Source organism: Rickettsiales bacterium (genome assembly GCA_029252805.1).
GTDB lineage: Bacteria > Pseudomonadota > Alphaproteobacteria > Rickettsiales > JALZUV01 > JALZUV01.
Map to the genome: position 1 here is coordinate 36,230 of JAQXAR010000033.1, position 22,426 is coordinate 58,655.

Here is a 22,426-nt window from a genome sequence, read left to right on the forward strand (position 1 = left end):
GCAATTGGACAAAATCATTGCTTTGGGTTAAACACGCATAATCATGCGATTGCCTTATTTGACGCTTTACCGACTTGCCTCTTGGGCTGCGACACCGCTACTGCCGCTTTGGCTGCGCTTTCGCGTGCATAAAGGCAAGGAAGATCCCTTACGCTATCAGGAGAAGCTAGGACGTATCGCCATGAGCCGCCCGGAAGGGAAGTTAATTTGGATTCACGCTTCCAGCGTTGGCGAGTCTCTTTCGGTTTTGCCACTCATTGAGGAAATCTCCAAACGCAAACCTGGTGTCAAACTCCTGGTGACGACTGGCACCAAAACCTCCGCGCATTTACTCGAAAACAAACTACCCGATAATGCGATTCATCAATATGCGCCGATCGATAGCCCGCGTGCGATTGGTAAATTCTTGAAACATTGGCAGCCCGCACTCGCGCTCTTTATCGAGTCCGAGATTTGGCCGAACCTCATTACCCTCACCCATAAAACCGGCTGTGATATGCGCTTGATAAATGCCCGTATGTCGCGCCGCTCTTTTGAACGCTGGAAGAAGTTTCCCGCAGGGATTATTCCGCTACTCGATTGCTTTGAGGCGATCTATCCGCAAAACACGAAATCCGCAGATCATTTTCGTGAATTGGGCGCACAGGGCATCAAACACCTAGGCAATTTAAAATATGACGCACCCCCGCTACCGGCTGATTCGAAGGCCGCAGGCGAAGTCATTAGCGCCGTCAGGGGTCGCCCCTTATGGCTAGCAGCCAGCACTCATGCGGGCGAAGAAACCATGGCAGGTAATGTGCACCGCATCTTGCGCGAAATTCACGAGGACTTGCTAACTATCATCGTACCACGCCATAATACACGCGGCGAAAACATTGCGACGGAACTCCGTGCGATGGGCTTGAAAGTGGCGTGCCGTTCCAAGAAAGACCCCATCACCTCGGAAACCGATATTTACCTCGCCGATAGTATGGGCGAACTGGGTATCTTTTACCGTATCGCCGGTATCGTCTTTATAGGCGGCTCACTCATACCGCATGGCGGGCAAAATCCGCTTGAGGCCGCGCGCCTTGATTGCGCGATCATCTTAGGCCCTCATATGGATAATTTTCCGGCAATTACAGCCGATTTCATCCGTAATGATGCATGCATGCGAGCGCGTAATGAAGCCGAATTGTGCGAGGCGGTCGAAGAGCTCCTGCATAATCACGATACACAAGAAACCCTCGCCGAAGCGGCGAATGAGACGGTTAAACGCGAAGGCGGCGCGGTCGAAAAAATTATCACCGAACTCTCGCCGGCACTGGAAGCACTGTGAAAACTCCCGCATTCTGGCGACAGGAAACCATGCATGGCCGGTTGCTCGCGCCACTAGGCTGGATCTATTATGGCTTCAGCACCCTGCACCGTAAATGGCAAGCGCAGCGCACAAAATTGGAACCACTTTCCGCACCTATTATCTGCATTGGCAATGTAACCGCCGGTGGCGCTGGTAAAACACCCACAACCCGTATGCTCAGCGCGATGCTTAAAATCGCCGGACAAGAGCCGCATTGCGTCAGCCGCGGCTATGGCGGAGAACCTCAAACCAGCCCGCTACGCATCGATGGCAATACACACCAAGCGGCTCAAGTCGGCGACGAGCCCTTACTGCTCGCTCAGACCTGCCCAACTTGGGTTTCCGCTGATCGCCAAGCCGCAGCAAAAGCGGCTATCAAAGAGGGCGCAAGCATCGTTCTAAGCGATGATGGCCTACAAAACCCAACCTTCCATAAGGATATCTCACTGCTGGTGATGGATAGCCATTATGGGATCGGCAATGGCCAACTTCTTCCCTCCGGTCCCTTGCGCGAGCCTTTACGCAAAGCACTAAAACGCTGCGCTGGCGTGATCTTAATCGGCGATGGCACGTATCGTCCGCCTACTGAATTACGCATTTGGCCGGCCACCCTCAATACGGTCACGGACTTAAGCGACTATAAAAACAAACCTGCCTTCGCTTTTACCGGCCTTGCCACACCGAATAAATTTTTCGATGGATTGCGCAAACAAGGTATCAACCTGCTCGGCGAGATTGCCTATAGCGACCATCACACCTATAGCCCGAGCGATATTGCCCTGCTGTTAGAAAAATCTGAGGAGGAACAAGCCACTCTGCTTACCACCGCAAAAGATTACGTTAAACTGCCCGAAACGTTCCGCGAGAGGGTCGTGGTCGTCGATGTCAAACTTACCCTAGACCAGCCAAAAGAATTTTTGGATTGGCTGCAAACACGGATCGCTCATGGTTAAGAAAATTAGCCATCTGATAGAAGCCGGATTGATGCTCTTTCTGTTTGGAATTTTCCGTTTATTGCCGCTAGATATGGCTTCCAGCTTCGGCGGGAAACTCGGTCAATTTATCGGCCCACGCCTCAAATGGCATAAAATTGCGACGTATAATTTAATCCGCGCCTTTCCCGATTGGAACGAAGCAAAACGCGCCGATACGCTACATAAAATGTGGGATAACCTTGGCCGCACTTTTGCTGAAACGCCATGGCTTGGTCATCAAAAATTCGCAAACCGCGTGACCATCACGCAAAAAGATAGCGATGCGATCACCCATTTCAAACAAGCCGACAGACCTTGCGTCTTTTTCGGGGCGCATTTAGCCAATTGGGAAATTATTCCTTGGGTCGGCGCATTAGAAAATATTGAAATCACCTCAATCTATCGCCACCTCAATAATCCTTATGTTGAAAAAATTTATTACAAAATTCGCAACCGTTATTGCAATGAGCTCCACCCGAAAGGAAAACGCGGCGCACGGGCTTTACTAAAAGCGATGAGCAAGAATGGTCAGGCAGGTTTATTGGTCGATCAAAAACAAAATGATGGCGAGGAGATCGAGTTTTTCGGCAATCCAGCACCAACCTCGACCGCGGCGGCAGAGATGGCCTTACGGTTTAATTCGAGCCTCGCCGCCATTCGCTGCATCCGCCAAAAAGAATGTCACTTTACCGTCGAAGTGCAGGAATTAACTCTGCCCGAGAACACCGAAACGCTAGAAGCCATGCGCCTCATCAATCAACAAATTGAACAATGGGTCATCGAGCATCCGGAGCAGTGGTTATGGGTGCATCAACGCTGGGGGAAACTCAGCCAATTACCCACCATAAGCGTGTAACGTCGCACCGTTTTTCCGCAACCAATCACGTTCATTTTCCCAGTTGGGATGTAGTTTTTCCACCGCTGCCCAAAAGGCCGGCGAATGATCGAAATGCTCCAAATGCGCCACCTCATGCGCGATCACGTAACGCGCTACTCTGCTAGGTGCCAAAGCCAATCTCCAGCTCAAATTGATCGTTCCATCTTGACTGCAACTTCCCCAACGCGAGGTCGTATCGCGCAAACGTACCGCCGCTAAATGCATCCCTAAATCATCGGCTAAATCGAGCGCCATTTCGCTAAATTCGTCACGCGTCTGTTTCTTAATATAATCCTTCACACGACGGCTGAAAAATTCCACATCGCCGCCAATATAAATCGTATCACCCTCCCGTTTGGTCAGACGGCTATCGTGGTGTTCGAAGATTAAATCTTCCCCCAATACGGATAATTCCATCCCCGGCTCAAACGCAATCGGCGTTGGTTTTTTAGCGAGCTGTTTCGCAATCCATTCGGTCTGAGTCTGCGCAAAAGCAATTGCCTTTTTCTCACTCACCCGACGCGGCAAAGTCAACTGAACCGCCGAACCATCTCGACTCAAACGCAGCACAATCCGCTTCGCCCGCGCATTACGCTTCAGCTTAAGCGGCACTTGCTGGCCCTTGATATTCAGAAATTCATTACTCATCGTTAAGATAACCTATAGCCTAATCCGCTCCCACGCTCTATAAAGTTTTACTATGCCAATGTACCCTAAAAGCTTTATCCAGCGCTTGCGAGACGAATTTCCCGTTTCGCAAATTGTCGGGGCGCGGGTGCCATTGAAGAAAAAGGGACGCGAGTTTGAAGCCTGCTGCCCCTTCCATCAGGAGAAATCCCCCTCATTCTTCGTGAATGATCAAAAAGGTTTTTACCATTGCTTTGGCTGCTCTGAACATGGCGACTCCATTAAATTTATCATGGAATATGATAAACTTAGCTACCCTCAGGCCATTGAATCTCTCGCACGAGAAGTGGGTATTCCCTTACCTGAAATTTCGCCCGAGGCAGAGGCTCAAGAACAGAAACGTCAGAGCCTCACAACTGTTGTCGCACTCGCCGCAGATTGGTTCCAGCAACAATTACAGCTCGCACACGGCCAAGCCGCTCGTGATTACCTAATGGGTCGCGGCCTAAGCGATGAAACGATCAAACATTTCAAATTAGGCTACGCGCCCAATGACCGCAACGCGTTAAAAGAATACCTCCTCAGTCAAAATGCCAAGGAATCACAACTGATCGAAACCGGTCTCCTCATTCAATTAGAGGATCGCAGCCGCCCCTCTTATGACCGTTTCCGTGGGCGCATCATGTTCCCAATTACGGATCGACAGGGCGAAGTGATCGCCTTTGGTGGGCGTCTAATGGCCAAGTCAGATACAGCTCCTAAATACCTGAACTCGCCGGAAACGCCACTCTTTCATAAAGGCCACGTGCTCTATAACTGGAAGAATGCGAAAATGGCCGCGCGTGATGACACCCCGATCATCATCGCTGAAGGGTATATGGATGTCATCGCGCTTCACCAATATGGCTTTACGACCGGTGTCGCTCCCCTTGGTACAGCACTGACGGAAATGCATCTGAAGGGCCTCTGGCGCTATCAGGATGCACCTATCCTCTCGCTTGATGGCGATGCAGCAGGCCAGCGCGCCATGTGGCGTAGCGCGGAGCTTGCCCTGCCTATGCTAGAACCCGGAAAGACCCTGCGCTTCCTTACCCTGCCCCAAGGGCAAGATCCGGATGATTTCTTGCAAGCCAACGGCGCCAAAGCCTTGCACAAAAAACTTGAGCAAACCACGCCATTGTCCAAAATGATTTTTGAAACGGTGAGCAAACGTCACGGCACCACCACACCGGAGCAACGCGCCGCCTCCGAAGACGAGCTCAACCAGATGGCAAGCCGGATTCAGCATGAAAGCGTGCAGCATCATTTTAAGCAATATTTCCGTGAACAACGCTTTGCCAAAGGCAAAAGTTCCGGCAATTTCAATAAGCCTTACGGCAAAAAACAAACGATCAAAGCGCCTCCGCCGAAAAACATCCCTACCCGCGCCGCCGGTATTTTACGCACGCAAAAACAAATGCTCAAATTGCTCATCATGCACCCTGAACTACTCGATCAAGGCGATATCAGCGCGACGCTTGAACGATTTGAAATCTCCGATAACACGCTCAAAGCGATCCAACATTGGCTGGTAGAGCGCGAAGAAGTGCCCTCAGCAGCGGTCATGGCCCTGCGCGATGATAATCAAGTGCATTTACCAACCGAGAACTTACCACAAGCATGGCAACAACTGGTCGATGGCGTCACACTCGCCCAAATTGATCAGGAAATGCAATTGCTTCAACGTGAAGTTACCGAAAATAGCTTGCAGCAATTACAAGCACTACAAGCCGAAAAAGAGGTGCTATTGCAGCGCCAATACGCGTAAAAACCGACGAAAATGCAAAAAAATTGAATATTTTTAGAGGATTAACTTGAAATTAACCCCTTCCGGCCTATCTATGGTGGGTTTTAAAACCCTCTAAAGAATTTAATAGTATCGGGATATATTATGGCTGCGAAGAAAACGACGACTTCCAAAGCAAAAAGCGACACAGAAGAGGTGACAAAAAAACCTGCCGCCAAAAAGGCCGCTCCTAAAACTGCCGCCAAAAAAGCGACACCTGCAAAAAAAGAGACCGCCGCTGCGAAGAAGCCTGCTTCCAAAAAGGCGACCGCAGCTAAGAAACCCGCTGCAGAGAAAAAACCTGCCGCTAAAAGAATGACGGCAAAACAGAAAAAAGAAGCGGAAGCTGCTGCGGCAGCGGCAGCAGCTGTTCCTGAAGTTACACTCACCAAAAAAGAAGCCGCCGCGTTAAAAACAAAACAACAGGAGATTGTTAAGAAGCTCCTCGGCCGTGGTAAAACCCGTGGTTTCCTTACTTACGATGAGATCAACCAGATGGTTCCGCCAGATGAATTCTCAACGGATTTCATCGACAACACTATCTCTGGCCTACAAAGCGCCGGCATCACCCTCGTAGAAGATGCGAGCGAGATTGAAGAATCTGACGATAAAGAAAAAGCCGATAAATACGGCCGCGCCGATGACCCTGTCCGCATGTACTTGCGCGAAATGGGCAATGTTGAGCTTCTCTCACGCGAAGGCGAGATTGAAATTGCGAAACGTATCGAAGCCGGCCGTGAAGCCATGGTGACATCCCTTTGCGAAAGCCCACTCGTGATGACGGAAATGATGGACTGGCGCGACGGACTTGAAGCCGGAACCGTTTTACTACGTGACATCATCGATCTCGATGCGACTTACGGTGCCGAAGCTTATGGTGCCTCTGACGATGACCAAGCTGATCCTGATGGCGATAGCCTAGGTCTTGCCGATGCGGATGCAGAAGGCGAAGATGAGGCCGAAGGCAAAGAGGGTGAAGAAGGCGAAGAGGGTGAAGAGGGCGAAGAAGGCGAAGAGGGTGAAAGCAGTTCTGACGATGATTACGTCGCTAACCCATCACTCCTAGCGATGGAAACAGAGCTTACACCGCGCACCTTAGAGCAGCTTGATGAGCTGGCGAAAATTGCGAAGCCGATGAAAAAGCTTCAAGAGAAGCAACTCCTCGCGGCTTTTGGCGAAGGTAAATTCACCGACGCAGATAAAAAGAAATATGACAAATTGCACATAGATTTGGTAGAACTTACCATCAATATCCGCGTGCATAATAACCAAGTCGAAAAGCTGATGGATAAAATGTACGGCATTAACCGCCGCGTAATCCAACAGGAAATGCAAATGCTTAAAATGGCTGAGAAATCAGGCGTGACTCGCGAAAGCTTCCTAAATGCCTATAAAAACAATGAGTTGACCGAAGGTTGGCTCGAGACAATGGCGGAGTCGAAAGAAAAAGGCTGGAAAGCCTTCATTGGCGATAATTACGATGAGCTAGATGACCTACGTAGCGATATTTGCAGCACAGCGCGTCAACTCGGCGTCGATATTAGCGAATATAAACGCATCGTAATGGCCGTACAAAGAGGTGAGCGTGAAGCAAGCCGTGCGAAGAAAGAAATGATCGAAGCCAACCTTCGTCTCGTAATTTCTATCGCCAAGAAATACACTAACCGTGGCTTACAATTCTTGGATCTGATTCAAGAAGGTAATATTGGCTTGATGAAAGCCGTCGATAAGTTTGAATATCGTCGTGGTTATAAGTTCAGTACCTACGCCACATGGTGGATTCGCCAGGCGATCACTCGCTCTATCGCTGACCAAGCACGTACCATTCGTATCCCAGTTCACATGATCGAGACGATCAATAAAATCGTTCGTACGGGCCGTCAGATGCTTCACGAAATTGGCCGTGAGCCAACGCCGGAAGAACTAGCGGAACGCCTCGTCATGCCACTCGATAAGGTTCGTAAAGTGATGAAAATCGCCAAAGAACCTGTTTCTCTCGAAACGCCGATTGGTGACGAAGAAGACTCACAACTCGGTGACTTTATTGAAGATTCCAATGCGGTGCTTCCGGTTGATTCTGCTATCCACAGTAACTTGCGTGAAACGACGACCCGTATCCTCGCCTCCCTCACTCCACGTGAAGAGCGCGTGCTGCGTATGCGTTTCGGTATCGGTATGAATACAGATCACACATTGGAAGAAGTGGGACAGCAATTCTCAGTGACACGTGAGCGTATTCGCCAAATTGAGGCGAAAGCACTGCGTAAGCTGAAACACCCAAGCCGCTCACGCAAAATGCGTAGCTTCTTGGATCAGGGCTAGTTTACATACATTCGTCGTTACCCGGCTTGTCCGGGTAATCGATTTATCCGTGAATAAGTTGCCCGAATAAATCGGGCAATGACGGTTAGAGTTTTGGGCTCAACACCCCCGTCACGGAATAACTTTCATCTAACAGTTTTAAACTGTCCGACACCTGTTGGGCGGTAACTTTTTCGATCGTTTCTTCCCAGGTGAAATAATAATCGAGCGGCAGGTTAATCATCGCTAAATGACCCATCACTTGCGCCAAAGATTGCAACCCATCACGCAGATAAATATTACCTGCAATAAGCTGCGTTTTGGCACGATTTAATTCAGCTTCGCTTGGCGGAGTTTGCATTAATTTTCGAACCTCTGTCGCAATAAGTTTCTCAATTTCTGGTAATTTATTCGCATCAGTCGGTAACACATTTAATTCAAATTCACCCGGCCCTTTGCGGAAGGGATTAAAATCCGTACTCACCGATTGCGCCAAGCGCTTTTCTTCCACCAATAATTGATAAAGCCGGCTAGTTTTACCGCCACCCAATAAATAATCCGCAATCATTAAAGGAATAAAATGCTGCTTATTTTCATCTCCACGCCAACCGTAACTTGGCGTGACATAGGCCTTACCTAATTCCACCTGCTTGACCCGTGCATGCTGCATCGTGAGGCGACGTGGCGCAAGTTGTGGCGGCTCGGCGTTACGTATTGGTAAAGCCTCTCCACGAGGTTTTACGGGTGCATAATAACGCTTCGCAAGCATCTTAGCATGGCTCAAACTAATATCACCGGATAAGATGAGAACCGCATTACTCGGATGCTGATAGCGCTGATAATAATCCATCACCGCTGTTTTATCGAGGCTCTCCATTTCATTGGCCCAACCGATAATCGGAATGCCATAGGGATGATGCAAATAGAGCGCCGCATTCAATTGTTCCGCAAAGAGAGCGCCCGGATTATTATCCACCCGCGCGCGGCGTTCCTCCAAAATGACCTGCTTTTCTTTGGTAAATTCCGCATCAGCCGATTGCAAATTCTCCCAACGATCCGCTTCTAATTCCATCACCAAGGGTAAATGCTCTTTGGCGATATTCACCCAATAACCCGTATAATCTGCCGTAGTAAACGCATTGGTTTTTCCACCCTTGGCGGCGATGATTTTACTATATTCATTAGGTTTATATTTTTGCGTTCCTTGAAACAGCATATGCTCCATATAATGCGCCAGTCCCGATTTACCGCGCGGATCGTCCGCTGCGCCAAATTTAAACAGCAAATTATGGCTAATGGCCGGAATGCGCGTATCTTCAATCACAATCACACGCAGGCCATTTTCCAATGAGAAATCATGAATGGCAGGTTTATCTGCCCATGCAGAATTCGCCAAAAACAACGCCGTTAAAATAAATAATTTAATTTGCAAATAAGTGCTGTTGAACATCCTGATTCTCTTTTCGCCAAATGGCATTATCCATGAAGTAATGCTGAATATTAATAAAGATCCAACACATAAAAATAAACAAACTCGTGCCGAATATTGTTTCATCGTAAGAGATCATCGCAGCCAGCCAAAATGGAGCCAGATGGAACCCTAACATCCCCAATAAAAATCCGACACTTAAAAATATAAACATGCGGAAACGATAGCCATAACGATGGGACTCATTCTGCTTATATTGATTATATTTATAACGCCACACAAAAGGCAAATATTGCAGCGAATGAAAGGCGGGTACGACAAAGAAAAGCACCGGATCCACCCAACGCATAAACAGCCAAATATAAACCGCAGAAATATAAGCGATGAGGCCAATTAAGGAGGGTTTCTCTCCTGTTGCGCGGTAACGCTTCACTAGCATGCCGACACAATATGCCGTCGTAAATGCCACCAGCCCACTGAGTACCGTCATAATAATATTGGGTGTTTGAAACGTATAATATTTAATTCCGAGGAAATCGACCTCGCCCATAATGTTATTAAAAATAAGATACGAAACCGCCCACACCACATAACTATTGAGTAAAAATGCCTTTTTTTCTTTTTCATTGAAGAAAAATTTTTCTTTCACCGAAAGCACCATTAACACGCCATAACCTTGCTTTACATAATGCCACCCCACCGTAAAGAACATGGCATTAGCAGCCCAACCAATCACTCGATAATGTTCGCCAATCAGGCAAATGCCGTAGAAAACTATCGCTACAATCGGGAATAGAACCCCTGCCCACCAATAACGCAGTCGCAAACTTAAAGGATAATCTTCGCGCGTTAATTTATGCCTGAATTGGTCATAAAAAATTTGATAGGAATGCGCAAAATTCGGATGGTTGATAAAGTAAGTCGCAATGCTCGTACCCATCGCCAACTGAACACCCAACGCCTCGCTATACGGAATAAACGAGAAAATAAGTGTAAATAATAAAGCTCCTCCCCCAAGCGTTAAAAAATCAACGGTGGGTGAAACTAAATATCCGGTCTTGGTGTTAGAGGAGTTCAGCTCGGTCATCTGAATAATCAGATACTTCCAATGCTTCCATCAAAGACGGCATATCATCCACCACCTTATAGAAACTCGCCACTTCCTGTGCCGCAAACCCTTTAGCAACAATATTTTCCATCAACGCAATCAGATGATTCCAATAGCCATGATGGTTAAAAATAATGATCGGTTTATTGTGCAACTTTAATTGCTTCCAACAGATGATTTCAAACATCTCATCCATCGTGCCAAAGCCACCTGGAAGAATAATAAATGCTTTTGAACGCTGATACATAATCTCTTTACGCTGATGCATCGTATCAACCATGATAATTTCGGTCAGAGATTCATGCTCACTCTCAAGATCTTTCAAACTATGCGGGAATACGCCGGTCACTTTGCCGCCATCGGCCATCGTCGCATTTGCAATGGCACCCATTACGCCACAATCACCACCGCCATAAACAAGACGGATATCATTTTGGGCAAACTCTTTACCAAGCTCTTTGCCTATTTCGAGGTGAGTTTCGGCTACGTCATTACTAGCACCGCAAAATACGGCAATTGATTCAGGGTATTTCATCATCGCTCCTTGTTAGATACGGTTTTTATAAGCCAACCCTTAAAGGAGGCCAAATAAAATCGACGCTTACACGAAAAATAAAGATATTAAATAAAGACGACTAGGCGAAAGACGTCTCGCGCTTGGCAATTTCAACGGCGAGGCGCAAATCGATATCATCCATCACTTGCTTAAGCTGCGGATCATACACTTGCTGCTTCATACGGCTCTGCTGATCACGCATACGCTGTAAGGTGTGATCACTATCATCCCCTAGCAGCAAATCGCGACGGAGCTCTTCTAGCATATCGAGCGATTTTTTGCCTTGCTGCATGGTTTGTTCACGCAAACCCGCACCCGCAGGCACTTCTTGTAACGAAAGCAATGAACTAGGCGCTTCCACACCCCCAACCGAAGCCGGAGCCGCTACTGCCTCTGTTTCCTCTGCCGCACTTAAAGCGGCATCAAACGCCCCTTTATCACCCGTCTTTTTCGGTTTCTTAGGCTTTCCTGCCCCTTTGACACCATCAACATCAGAAATCTTCATTACGTTACCCTCATTTTTTCTAACTTTATTACATTAGTAGCAACAAGCATGCCAAAAAATTCAAAAACGAACAATTTACTTACGACCATGCCCATGCCCACCGACCGTCGTAATCGTCGAAGGATTATGCCTAATTCCTGTTGATTTAATCGCCGATTCTTCCACCTGTGGTCGCGCATGGTACCACCATTGACTCACCATCGGGCACTCCGTCGTAGGATTATGCAACCTGTCAGCAGAAGCACTGCTGCACTGATTAAAACTGAACCCTTAACAAACGTCATAACCTACGCATAGCACAAAACAGGCCCGAATAATACTATTGGGCGAATATAAATAACATCACAAGATTCGACCTTAAAACCGCCTAATTCACAGGTTAATAACCCATTACAATACACACTTGAAATATACCGTAACGGTTGCCCAGCCTCGCTGTCATGAAACTGTCACCTCACATCTATATAATAAATATTAACGTATAATTAACATATAAAGAGGAAGATCAATGGAGTTACCATCATGGCTTAAGAAGGCTTTTGGATCGCAAGAAGTTGCGACGATGGAGACGAGTAACCTGAATGCGACTCCTACTTCCGATAATAAGCTCACTGCTCTTCATAATAAGAAGGAAACGGCCCCCCCCGTCCCCAACAATAGAAGACACGGTGGTGACCATACGCCACACCATTCGGACCACATACCGGATAAATTCCCTCTCAATGACAGAGACATTGTGAGAGAAAATGGCAAGATCACGACTTTCAAACATTATGATAAACCACCAAAACCACGCGAGAGAGAGTATTACTCTGGCCTTAGAATCAATCTGGGCCGTAAAGTTCCGATAGGTCCAGTTCTTGAACCACCGCCAGCCCCCTTACCAGCACCAGCAGGCATATATCAGGGCAACACAGCACTCTACTACGATAACAATAAAACTGATATTAAGCCAAAAGGGCAAAACACACTACGTGAAGTCGCAGAATATCTCAAAAACAATTCAGGTGCTTTTGTACTCCTCCATAGCCAAACTGACAGAAGAGGAGGCGCGGACACAAACCAGATCCTTTCTGAAGGCCGTACTACCGCAGCCTACGCAGAACTCATAAAACATATGCAAGATCTCGGCATTGAGAACCCAGAACAACAAGCCAAATTCAGTCACGCCTCTACGGGCGAAAGCCAAGTGACGGATCCAGATGGCACCGCCAATGAAAAAAAGCGGAACACTCAAATCAGCATCACTCCTTCACCCGAAGCACAAAAGGCTTACGAAGCTGTAATGGCTCAAAATGCTGCTGCAAAAGCAAAATGGGAAGAAGGATACGCTGAATATAAACAAAAAACGCAAGCTGCCGAAGATGAGCGCAGCTTGATGACTGAAGTAGAACATAATATTCTGGTGGATAATAATTCTCCGCAAGAATTCACAATTAGCCCTGCTCTTTCCGATGCTTCTACGGCTCTCCTAAAGGAAAACGAGGGCATACAAAGCGGTTATGGGTCTGTACTTCTCTCGGAAGACTTAGCACAGCCTGTCACAATTCACTTCACGAACACTGATCTTTACGGAACACCCGACCAAGTAGCAGATAATATTCGTTTCCTCGTCAAAACGAAAACCGCTGGAACAGAGGTTACCTTTGTTGGTGGAGATGAACCAAACATCATTAAAGCACAGATCAGACAGAATGGCACGACCCGCACACTTGGCGTGATCCACCTACCCAAGGGGGTATCGCCCGATAAGGTTATCTTCGGAATCCGAGATAGAGATGGCAACGTACAGAAAACCGAATTGGACCAATCGATCGATATTGCCGCAGTCGAACAAGGGCAAGGTGCAGGAGTCTATGGTGGTTTACTCGATGGCCGGGTTAATCTGCAACAGATGCGCGAAGAAACCCAAGTGATGTCGGTAGAGGTCGTCGCAACAGATAGAACCACCCTACCAAGCACTGAGGTTCCAGCACAACAAAGATTGACCGACCCCACCTTGACAGTCGGATAACTTTCGCACCCCTCCCTCTAAAACAAAAAAAACCTTGATCCAACTAGGGTTCAAGGTTCTTTTTTGTTATAATCACATCAGATACGAGCAAATCGCCGTAAGAGTAATCATAAATTTTTCCCCGAATTACCTTCTTTCGAAGGTCTTTACGAGTGATACGAAATTCCATATAATTTGAAATCGCATTTTCCGCAATTTGCGGGGTAATGACGTGCCGAAAGTTGAAATAATCAATCAGTTCGACGGTGGTCATTTGATATGCTGGTAACCGAGCATCAAGATACTCTTTAGCGTTACCATCATATGCTTTTCCATGTAGGCCCAAAAAGGCCGCCATAATAAGTTTATCCCCCATGGCAGGGAGTAAAAGTGAATCAGTCTTGCTAAGATATTGCTCCAAATCTTGGATGCAATACAGCAGGCTGATGAATTCAACTCTGACAATCAATATCTCTTCATACGAAGAAAATTGAGTATCAGTAATTTTCATCACTCTTCCATTTTTTGAATGGGGTTGCACGCAACCATCACTCAAATTTGCTTGAAAATTCGATGAATCAACCCCTTGCAGAGAGATAAACCAATTTTCTTTTTCCATCCACTTCGTTACTTTTGAAGTTTTTGAAAGAAGACTCGCATCATCCTTCATTAAAAAAGAGGTCGAGCAACCCGTCAGCAAACAAACGAGTATAAATAAAAATAGGCTATAAATTTTCATCTTTTTGAAATTTTATAGTGAAAAAATAAGTATCTAAGTATGGCAACTCATTTTAAGAGAGAAACCAACATAAATACCTTTGGTTTATAAGAATAAAAAAATAACACTAAAACTGAGGGTAGAGTGTAACATTAAGCACCCTTTTAAACTATTACAGTTTGATGACAATCGTGCCGAACTTAGGCGTTTAGCACTGAAGAATACTTAGATAATGGGCTTTGGTCGCATCCACATTTGATACATGCCGAAGAACATCTGCGGATCTTTTTTCTCAAGCTGATACCAATTAGGTAGATGTGTCTGTTTACTGTCATGCGGATAAGCATACTCTGAGCTATGCAGGTATTAGCAAGCGGTGGGGTATGAAAAGAGGGAATGTAAGCCCATGCTACACTACGCAATGGAATGAGATAACAGTTCTGAGCGTAGCAACCGAGTAGCAACGCAAGTTTTTTAGAAAACTATAAAATGATCTAAGTCATTGAAAGTAATGGTGCACCCCACAGGACTCGAACCTGTAACCGCCTGATTCGTAGTCAGATTATTTTGAGATATACGGAGATACACAGATACTTACAACACAATGATTTTTCTTGATTATTATAGATTATTGGGGCTATCTTAAATATTCGAGATATACACAAATACACTGCCAATACGCCTTGGAAACTACCCTGACTTACATTATTGACTTGGAAAAATGACAAGATGCTAGAGAAAGCTATGGCGAGTTAAAGTTTTAACTATTTCCAAAGCTCCAATTCACTCCACCCATCTATGAAACCAGCTTGCTTGATTGATATAATGTCAGTCGTTGGGAATCTTGCCATTAGCTGTTTCAGCTCGCCTGCCCATTGATAGTCTGGGCACGAGTTATCGGTAAGTATCTTCATAAAAGCAAAGTAGCAATATAGTCGTGCTTTCACCGCTGGGTCATCGCGCAAATGTGCCAGCATATCTATTTCGTCCTTTTTTGGGAGCTGCGGCTGCAAGGCAAAAGCCTTATTCCATAGTCGAGAATGATGCGCTGCTGTGTTTCGGATAATGTTCATTGCCTTCATCCAGCTTGAAAGGAAGCGACCAGAGGGTAATCCGAATGCTTTAGCGAGTTGTTCTTTATCTCGATAGTTCATGAAATCTACGAGATAAGCCAGCATGCCAAAATCAAACAGCTCTACCGCAATCCAAATAGGCATCTTCTTATCAGGATACTTCTCTCTAAAGTGGTGGGCGAATTTCTCTTTAGAGGTTTGACTCTTTTTATCGAGCTTCCCAAGCCATATCCCATGCTGGTCTAGCTTAAGTTTTCCATCTAAATAGGAGGTGATTCGATGGGCTAATGGATGCTGACTCCCCAAAATCATAGAAATTTGAGAACGCATCACCACTTCTAGTTGCTCCAACACGCCTAGTGCAATGAATCGCAACTCACTATCAAATTTATAAAGTTCTAAGATAGTTTCAAAGCTAGTGCTTTCGGCAAATGCGTGGCCGCCATTATCATCTGAAATCTTGAAAGGATGCCAATAGGCACTTAATCGGTAATAGCCAATTCGTTCTAAATGAGCCTTTGCCTGATCAACATCAGCAATCGTCATTCCGCGCTCTTGCAAAAGAATGATATGTTCAGCGGCAGTATAGAAGGTCTTGTTAGAGTTCTGGCTCATAAAAGAAAGGCTCTCCCGTGCATGCAGAGGGAAGAGCCATAATGACTATTACTTACTGCAATGGTTGCATCTTTGCAAGTGACATTCTGATTACACTGCTGCACAGCAACAAACAGTTTGCGCGTGTCGTGGCGAAAGCACAGGTTACTAAACATTCCTAAACCTGCCCTTCGACGATAGCAATTTCATCATCGGTCAGGCCATAGAGTTCGTAAACCATCCGGTTAATTTCACGATCAGCATTATCAATAACTGATTTAATGGCTAGAGCTTCTGTTTTTTGTTTCTCAAAATAATCCATCCATTCAGATTTCTGCTCAAGCGAAAGTGAGATTTTCTTTTTCTTCAATTCATCTAGAAACTCAGCAAAGTCGAGCAAGTGCCATGATTCAAGTTTCTTACTTAACTTATCGATGGGAAGTTCGGCTTGCAATAAGCCAAGAAACTTGGATGAAACGTTATGTAGTTCCGTATTTTTAGAGAGCATAGCCTTAGCTTTGATAATTAAGGGAGCTTGCTCCTCTGGAGTTGCCATTTTAATAGGAAACTGACGCAAGTCTTTCAAAATAATTTTGGGAAACATTTGGCGTACAGCTTTTGGGTTAGTGCGCATAAAGTAATATGATAGAGTATTACTATTCAACAGACTCAGAATATAGAATACGCTGTATTCTTCACTTTCTGGAATTACAGCAATATTGCTAATATTACATAGATAAGTTTCTTCAACATACGTGGCCAGAACCGAAGCGGGGTACTTACCAGTAATTTCTCGAATTAAGATTCTGGGGCTATTAAAAATCTCTAAATTTCTGGGTTCTGCTAAATGAGTTCCCCATTGAAGATACCCCCCAGACCACTTTACTGCATAACGATTAACATCTTTTCCTTCTAAATATTTGTAGGTATTTTTATCTACTTTTTCATGAAAGTCATAAATTCTATTTTTTACGTCATCACTAGTTTGTTTCGGTTTTCCCTTCCCTTTCTGATAAGCCTTAAGTGTAGTCTTAATCGCACAGACTTTCTCTAAAGGCTGGGATGTTTGAATAATTTTCTGTATTGTATCACTTTCAAGATTATTTAGAAAAACTTGAAATTCATAATCTGAGTTTTGATTGAAGTCTATTTGGCTCTTATTATGCAGATGACTAAACCCCTTATGCTCATTACTTTGGTAAACCTCTAATGACTTACCGTTAAGGTTCTTTGTTTTCACTAAATCTACTATTATTGTTTCAACATTAACGTTATCAAATGAATAGCCACTCAAATTTGTAACTCGCTTTATATATGAATTCTCCAAAATATAGTGACGGAGGTTTTTAGCGGAAGTAACCATTAACCACGCATTAGGCACAATAAGATTAACTCTTCCTGAGGTCTCTTTGACCTTCCTCAAGGACTGTTCAATGAAAAGAAGGTATGTATTTACTTGGTATTGTGCGGATATGAATTTCTTAACATAACAATCCTTCTCATCTTGAGAAAAATTTTCACGTGCAAACACATAAGGCGGATTACCAACCACTACATCAAAGCCACCTGCTTGCATTATATCGGCAAACTCAACATTCCAATCAAAGGCTGAGTCACCTGCTATTGCTGAATCGTCTATTAAGCTGTTTCCGCATTTAATATTATTATCAAGGTAGGTAAGTTTTTCGCCTTTATTAGCGGTCTTTAGCCATAATGAGAGCTTGGTGATTTCAACCGACTCATTATTCAAATCTACGCCATAGATATTATTGGCGAGAATATGGGTATCCCAGCGGAAAATATGTGCTTGGCCGCCGTTGAACTCGGTTAGTTGACTATTTACAGCCTCACCCTCATTTTTCAAATAATCAAACACCTCATTTAGAAACGCACCTGAACCACATGCAGGGTCGAGCACTTTGATGTTTGAAAGGACAGTTTTATACTCCTGCCACGCCTTGATATGCTTCTTAACTTTAGCATTTTGGCTTACCTTACCGTTCTTAGCGATTTTAATAGATGCATAATCTTCATCGGCTAAAGCTGGCAGTTTATCGAAACCAATTTCGGATTGTCTGTCTTTTAGCCAGCCGCCTACAGCTTGCTCCACAATATAATTAGTGATGTATGGCGGCGTGTAGAAAATACCATCTTTCTTGCGCTTACTTTTCTTCTTATCTAACGCGTCAAGCTCGCCAGTAGCATGGGCTTTGATTTCTTCCAAATCAGTAATGGATTGCTCAAAGATATGGCCGAGGATGTTTACGCTTACATCGCTATCGAAATCATAATCGCCAATCTTTTTGAAACCTTCGCAGAGTTCATCGCTCAGGCTTAAATTATCAATCGCTGGGTTAGCGGAAAAAAGACCACCATTATAGCCAGTGATGTTTAATGGAGGACTCCCCTTATCAATCGCTACGAACAAGCCCTTAAAATTCTCCCATACAGGTTGAGGGTTGTAGTTATTTTGAGTTTCGTAGGCTTTTTTAAGTGTTTCTTTGGGTAGTAGCCCTTTATCTTCGGCAAAAGCGATAAACAAAATACGGTCTAAGATGGTTTGCGAAAATTGGATAATTTCCAGCGATTCAACATTGGGGTTTTGCTGGGTTAGACTAGAGATTAGTTGAGAGCGTAGGGCTTTGTAATCTTGGTAAAGCGCATCGGTAATTTGCTTTTCGACCTTCTCACTCTCTCGAAGCAAAGATAATGTATGACCGTTTAGGAGGTTTTTAGGCGATAATAAGAGTAAGAAGTGAGCGTAGTTCTTAGGATTTGTTAGTTTAGAAAGATCAAACCCATCATATTCCTTACGTCCATGCCCATAAGCATAAAGTCGAATTTCGCGGTAATTGGAAACGAGCACCCATTTCGTGCCCTTATTGTCTGTACCATACTCCCATGCTTGCTCTACAGGGGTTTTATTGCGCCCTGCCATAATCGCATCTAAATCTCTAGTTTTTGCGCCTTTAAGCTCAAAGGGAGCAAGAATATCGGATTTGCCAGATTCGAAATTGCCCAACGCAACATCTACATTGCCTGAACCGATTTGATGATTTTTAGTGAGAGTCCACCCATCGCTTGCGCCACTACTTTCAGTGTAACCAAGTACATCCACTAAGATACGCTGTATAAACTGACCGTCATTCTTAGTTTCACTGTCATAAATGCCAAGGTCTAGATTCTCAGCCCAGCCCTGCAATATCTCGACATGATTTGCTGGTGGAGGAACTGCATTCTCAATGTGCTTTGCTATGATACGAGGGTGAAATAACTGCATATAAAAGGTATAGCGGCAAGTTTTGTGTAATGGTAGCGAGTTTTACTGATTCAAACAGCCTTTGAAGCTAAAACCTCTAATCGTTAGATTCTATGCCGCTTATAAAGGGTTTTGAAACTTCACTCGAAAGGGCACCAGAAGGGCACCGCGTAAATTTACATTTTTGAAAAATTCATCCAACCCATTGAAATAAATGGCGCACCCCGCAGGATTCGAACCTGCAACCGCCTGATTCGTAGTCAGGTACTCTATCCAGTTGAGCTAGGGGTGCGCACCGGTGCTCTTAAGCGAGGCGCAACCTAAACAATCAAAAGGGAAATGACAAGGGTTTTATCCACATCTTTGTGCTTACCCCTTGCAGTTTGCTAAGGCTTAGCTAGAGTAGCCCCCATGAATAGATTTTGGATATTGTCACTTACCCTTGGTTTAACCTTCGCTGTACCGGCTTTTATCGGCGTGCCTTCTACGGCACAAGCGCAAGTAAGTGACCATTATAGCGTGCCCTTAGCGGTCGTGCGTTTTAACCAGCCTCGTGTCTATTTTCAACGCCCTGTAGGCAATGCCGTACGCCGCGCAATGCAAGTCAGCCCAGGTGTCGAATTCAAAATCATCCATTATGCGCCGCAAGGCAGCAGCCACGTAGCCGAGAAATCAGAGCGTAATTTACAATCGGTCTTGAAATATCTGTATAGTCTGGGTGTAGATTCCGGCAAAGTACAAGTGCAAAAGCAGGTCGCCTCAGGCTTACCGCATAGCGAAGTTCACCTTTACGTTCGATAGTCCTTTTAATGGCTCCCTCTGTGCGCCTACTGGCCTCCCCTCTTTGTTATATCAAGAGCATGGTTAGTCGTAATTAATCCATCATCGAGGTCAGCAGAGCGAGTGAGGGCAATCAAAGAAGTTTACGCAATGCACAAAAAAAAACCGCCTTTCGGCAGCTTTCTTTGCAATATCCAATTCAAATAAGAGAATTAACCCTGACGCGCTTTATAGCGTGGGTTCTTCTTATTGATGACGTAAAGACGGCCTTTGCGCTTTACTACTTGGCAATTCTTGTCGCGTTTTTTCGCTGACTTCAAAGAACTTAAAACTTTCATCACATCTTCCTATCTTAAAAGAGATTGGCTTTCTACTCAGCTAAGCCGCCACTGTCAACCGTGTTTTATGGTTATTTCTCTCTAACGCGCAAGCGTTATGCTACCGCCACTCAACTTCATCACAGGATATTTATGCTTCTGGATGAGATTTTGATCGTGCGTCGCGTAAAGTACGGTCGTGCCCTGCTTATGCAGTTCTTTAAATAAGTGCATGAAACGTTCACTCAACGCATTATCAAGGTTACCGCTCGGCTCATCGGCCAGAATCACATCTGGATTCGTAATCACAGCACGAGCAATCGCGACACGCTGTTTCTGCCCGCCTGATAACACGGGCGGATAGAGCTGAGTTTCATCTTTCAAACCGACCCACTCCGCCATCTCACGCGCTTTTTCAATAATATGCCCCTTAGGCTCACCCATTACCTTCAAAGGAAGGGCGATATTTTCTTCAACCGTTAGGTGATCAAGCAGGCGAAAATCTTGATAAACCATCCCCACACGGCGGCGCATCGCCGGAAGCTCCTCATGCGTTGACTTAGTCACATCCACGCCGAACATCTCAATTTGACCACGGCTAGGGCGGCGCATGAGCGATATAAGCGACATCAAGGTCGACTTTCCTGCTCCACTTGGTCCACCTAAAAAATAGAACCCACCCTTCTCAAGCGTCAGGTTGACATCGCGCAACACCATATGCTCACGATCATAGGTATGGAAAATATTACGCAGGCGAATCATTGAAGTGTTTTCATTAGGGTTATTTTGGGATTAGACTAAGCGGTGTAAATTGAATATACAATGCAAGAATATGATTCTTAACTGTCCTAAATGTAACACTCGCTATGCTGTGCCTGATAATGCCATCGGCACGGATGGTCGTACGGTGCGCTGTCGTAGCTGTCAGCATAAGTGGTTTCAGGCCGCTGCTGAACCTGAAGTAGACGACTTTGGCGATTTTCTGGATGTTGTTGATGCCGACGACTTTGAGCTTCCAATAGATTCAACACTGCCTGCCATGAACCAACCTGCCAGCCAAAAGAGCTGGATGGCGATGAGCTTCCTACTCCTTCTATGCGCAATTGGCATTTTACTTTTCCATTCACGCGACAGCTTTTATCCGATGATGCCCAGCCTTTACGAGGCAGCAGGCTATTACCCCAATAACGGCGTGGTGCTGGCTAATGTCACACTTACGGCACAGAAATCTCGCCGCAAAAAGCGCTACGAAGTGGGTTGCATCTTGCTGAACACCTCGAACACACCGCAAACTCAGCCACCTTTGGCCATGCGTATTTTGTCTGCTGGCGGCAATATTTTAGCGGAAGATGATGCCTACCTCGCCGGTGGCGACCGTATGATCGAACCGGGTGAGCATATTGATTGCGGAAAATTGGAAATCGTTCATAATTTTGCCAGCGCCGATAAATTACTTCTCGAAATCGCTTCCCCTCTAGAGATGGGCCTGCGCGGTGGCTGGAACCCCGACCATACTGTAACAGCACAGGCCGAAGGAACCCATCACGATGAGCATTAAAACCCTCCTCAGCGCAGAAGAAATCGCGACACGTGTTGATGAACTCGCGAAAGAAATCGCAGATGCGAAGCTCGGTAAGCCCTTGCTACTGGTCGCATTGCTACGTGGCAGTTTCATTTTCGCCGCAGATATCGCGCGCGCGTTCCACCGCCATGGCGTTGAGTTGGAATTCGATTTCCTAGGACTTAGCAGCTACAAAGATAATACGGAAACCAGTGGAGACGTAATTGTTACCTCCGATACAACCGTTGCCATCGAAGGCCGCCATGTGCTGATTATTGATGATATTCTCGAATCAGGCTTAAGCCTTACCTGCGCTAAAGGCATTATGTTTGAACGCCACGCTGCCTCTGTCAAAACCGCCGTATTGCTTGAAAAACCCGGCAAACGCCGCGTCGCGATCAATGCAGATTTCGTCGGCTTTGAAATTGAAGACCAATTTGTAATCGGCTATGGGCTAGATTACGCCGGCAAACATCGCGAATTGCCTTTTGTTGGCGTGTTGGAAACAGCGTAAGCGCCAAACACCAATAGAGGCGCTACTACCAGCAACAACCAAAACCAGAAATTAACCGGAACATCCGTTAAAAATT

General features: G+C 45.6%; 20 protein-coding genes and 1 tRNA gene. 9 read left to right on the forward strand and 12 right to left on the reverse strand.

Annotated elements, in window-relative coordinates; translation table 11 throughout:
• Positions 1-43: 43 nt before the first annotated feature.
• From P8P30_07215 to P8P30_07225, 3 genes are read left to right on the forward strand one after another with little or no spacing between them, the layout of a single operon-like run.
• A complete protein-coding gene (locus tag P8P30_07215) occupies positions 44-1,318 on the forward strand; it encodes a 3-deoxy-D-manno-octulosonic acid transferase (GenBank protein ID MDG1287342.1) in 1,275 nt (424 codons plus the stop codon).
• Positions 1,315-2,292: a tetraacyldisaccharide 4'-kinase gene (gene lpxK, locus P8P30_07220; GenBank protein ID MDG1287343.1), complete on the forward strand. Its 978-nt coding sequence runs from the start codon at positions 1,315-1,317 to the stop codon at positions 2,290-2,292. The genes P8P30_07215 and lpxK overlap by 4 nt, the downstream gene beginning before the upstream one ends.
• A complete protein-coding gene (locus P8P30_07225) occupies positions 2,285-3,169 on the forward strand; it encodes a hypothetical protein (protein MDG1287344.1) in 885 nt (294 codons plus the stop codon). The genes lpxK and P8P30_07225 overlap by 8 nt, the downstream gene beginning before the upstream one ends.
• On the opposite strand, the gene P8P30_07230 is transcribed toward P8P30_07225, so the two are convergent.
• Positions 3,149-3,838 (reverse strand): SprT family zinc-dependent metalloprotease, encoded by a 690-nt coding sequence (locus P8P30_07230; protein ID MDG1287345.1) that lies wholly within the window; start codon positions 3,836-3,838, stop codon positions 3,149-3,151. The genes P8P30_07225 and P8P30_07230 overlap by 21 nt on opposite strands.
• A gap of 52 nt (positions 3,839-3,890) precedes the next feature.
• On the opposite strand from P8P30_07230, the gene dnaG reads away from it, so the two are divergent.
• Together dnaG and rpoD are read left to right on the forward strand one after the other, a co-directional pair.
• A complete protein-coding gene (dnaG, locus tag P8P30_07235) occupies positions 3,891-5,624 on the forward strand; it encodes a DNA primase (GenBank protein MDG1287346.1) in 1,734 nt (577 codons plus the stop codon).
• A gap of 123 nt (positions 5,625-5,747) precedes the next feature.
• Complete coding sequence (gene rpoD / locus P8P30_07240; protein MDG1287347.1) at positions 5,748-7,964, forward strand: RNA polymerase sigma factor RpoD; 2,217 nt, start codon at positions 5,748-5,750, stop codon at positions 7,962-7,964.
• Between the two features lie 85 nt (positions 7,965-8,049).
• Here the strand turns inward: rpoD and P8P30_07245 are convergent, their stop codons facing one another.
• The 5 genes from P8P30_07245 to P8P30_07265 all read right to left on the reverse strand — a co-directional run bounded on the left by P8P30_07245 (position 8,050) and on the right by P8P30_07265 (position 11,742).
• Positions 8,050-9,393, reverse strand: a complete 1,344-nt coding sequence (locus tag P8P30_07245) for a pitrilysin family protein (protein MDG1287348.1) — start codon at positions 9,391-9,393, stop codon at positions 8,050-8,052.
• Positions 9,365-10,459 carry a hypothetical protein gene (locus P8P30_07250; protein ID MDG1287349.1) on the reverse strand — a complete coding sequence of 365 codons (1,095 nt, stop codon included), beginning with the start codon at positions 10,457-10,459 and terminating at the stop codon, positions 9,365-9,367. Before P8P30_07250 ends, P8P30_07245 begins: the two co-directional genes overlap by 29 nt.
• Complete coding sequence (locus P8P30_07255) at positions 10,437-11,018, reverse strand: TIGR00730 family Rossman fold protein (GenBank protein ID MDG1287350.1); 582 nt, start codon at positions 11,016-11,018, stop codon at positions 10,437-10,439. The genes P8P30_07250 and P8P30_07255 overlap by 23 nt, the downstream gene beginning before the upstream one ends.
• 97 nt (positions 11,019-11,115) lie before the next feature.
• Positions 11,116-11,541 carry a flagellar assembly protein FliX gene (locus P8P30_07260; GenBank protein ID MDG1287351.1) on the reverse strand — a complete coding sequence of 142 codons (426 nt, stop codon included), beginning with the start codon at positions 11,539-11,541 and terminating at the stop codon, positions 11,116-11,118.
• A 75-nt stretch (positions 11,542-11,616) separates the two neighbouring features.
• A complete protein-coding gene (locus P8P30_07265; GenBank protein MDG1287352.1) occupies positions 11,617-11,742 on the reverse strand; it encodes a hypothetical protein in 126 nt (41 codons plus the stop codon).
• A gap of 307 nt (positions 11,743-12,049) precedes the next feature.
• Between P8P30_07265 and P8P30_07270 the strand changes: the two genes are divergently transcribed.
• Complete coding sequence (locus P8P30_07270; GenBank protein ID MDG1287353.1) at positions 12,050-13,555, forward strand: OmpA family protein; 1,506 nt, start codon at positions 12,050-12,052, stop codon at positions 13,553-13,555.
• Between the two features lie 43 nt (positions 13,556-13,598).
• On the opposite strand, the gene P8P30_07275 is transcribed toward P8P30_07270, so the two are convergent.
• The 4 genes from P8P30_07275 to P8P30_07290 form a co-directional block, all read right to left on the reverse strand.
• Complete coding sequence (locus P8P30_07275) at positions 13,599-14,273, reverse strand: hypothetical protein (GenBank protein MDG1287354.1); 675 nt, start codon at positions 14,271-14,273, stop codon at positions 13,599-13,601.
• A gap of 743 nt (positions 14,274-15,016) precedes the next feature.
• Positions 15,017-15,940, reverse strand: coding sequence for an Abi family protein (locus P8P30_07280; GenBank protein MDG1287355.1), 924 nt, complete (start codon positions 15,938-15,940; stop codon positions 15,017-15,019).
• A 157-nt stretch (positions 15,941-16,097) separates the two neighbouring features.
• Complete coding sequence (locus P8P30_07285; protein ID MDG1287356.1) at positions 16,098-19,199, reverse strand: TaqI-like C-terminal specificity domain-containing protein; 3,102 nt, start codon at positions 19,197-19,199, stop codon at positions 16,098-16,100.
• Positions 19,200-19,393: 194 nt separating this feature from the next.
• Positions 19,394-19,470 (reverse strand) — tRNA-Arg (locus tag P8P30_07290).
• 119 nt (positions 19,471-19,589) lie between these two features.
• Between P8P30_07290 and P8P30_07295 the strand changes: the two genes are divergently transcribed.
• Entirely contained in the window at positions 19,590-19,979 is a 390-nt protein-coding gene (locus P8P30_07295; protein ID MDG1287357.1) for a hypothetical protein, read from the forward strand.
• A 191-nt stretch (positions 19,980-20,170) separates the two neighbouring features.
• Here the strand turns inward: P8P30_07295 and ykgO are convergent, their stop codons facing one another.
• Both ykgO and ftsE read right to left on the reverse strand, forming a co-directional pair.
• On the reverse strand, positions 20,171-20,296 hold the full coding sequence (gene ykgO / locus P8P30_07300; protein ID MDG1287358.1) for a type B 50S ribosomal protein L36: 126 nt from the start codon (positions 20,294-20,296) through the stop codon (positions 20,171-20,173).
• An 81-nt stretch (positions 20,297-20,377) separates the two neighbouring features.
• The gene (ftsE, locus tag P8P30_07305) at positions 20,378-21,037 is read right to left on the reverse strand and encodes a cell division ATP-binding protein FtsE (GenBank protein ID MDG1287359.1); all 660 of its coding nucleotides are present in this window, start codon (positions 21,035-21,037) and stop codon (positions 20,378-20,380) included.
• Positions 21,038-21,107: 70 nt separating this feature from the next.
• Between ftsE and P8P30_07310 the strand changes: the two genes are divergently transcribed.
• Both P8P30_07310 and hpt read left to right on the forward strand, forming a co-directional pair.
• Positions 21,108-21,833 (forward strand): zinc-ribbon domain-containing protein, encoded by a 726-nt coding sequence (locus tag P8P30_07310; GenBank protein ID MDG1287360.1) that lies wholly within the window; start codon positions 21,108-21,110, stop codon positions 21,831-21,833.
• The gene (hpt, locus tag P8P30_07315) at positions 21,823-22,350 is read left to right on the forward strand and encodes a hypoxanthine phosphoribosyltransferase (GenBank protein MDG1287361.1); all 528 of its coding nucleotides are present in this window, start codon (positions 21,823-21,825) and stop codon (positions 22,348-22,350) included. The genes P8P30_07310 and hpt overlap by 11 nt, the downstream gene beginning before the upstream one ends.
• Positions 22,351-22,426 lie beyond the last annotated feature (76 nt).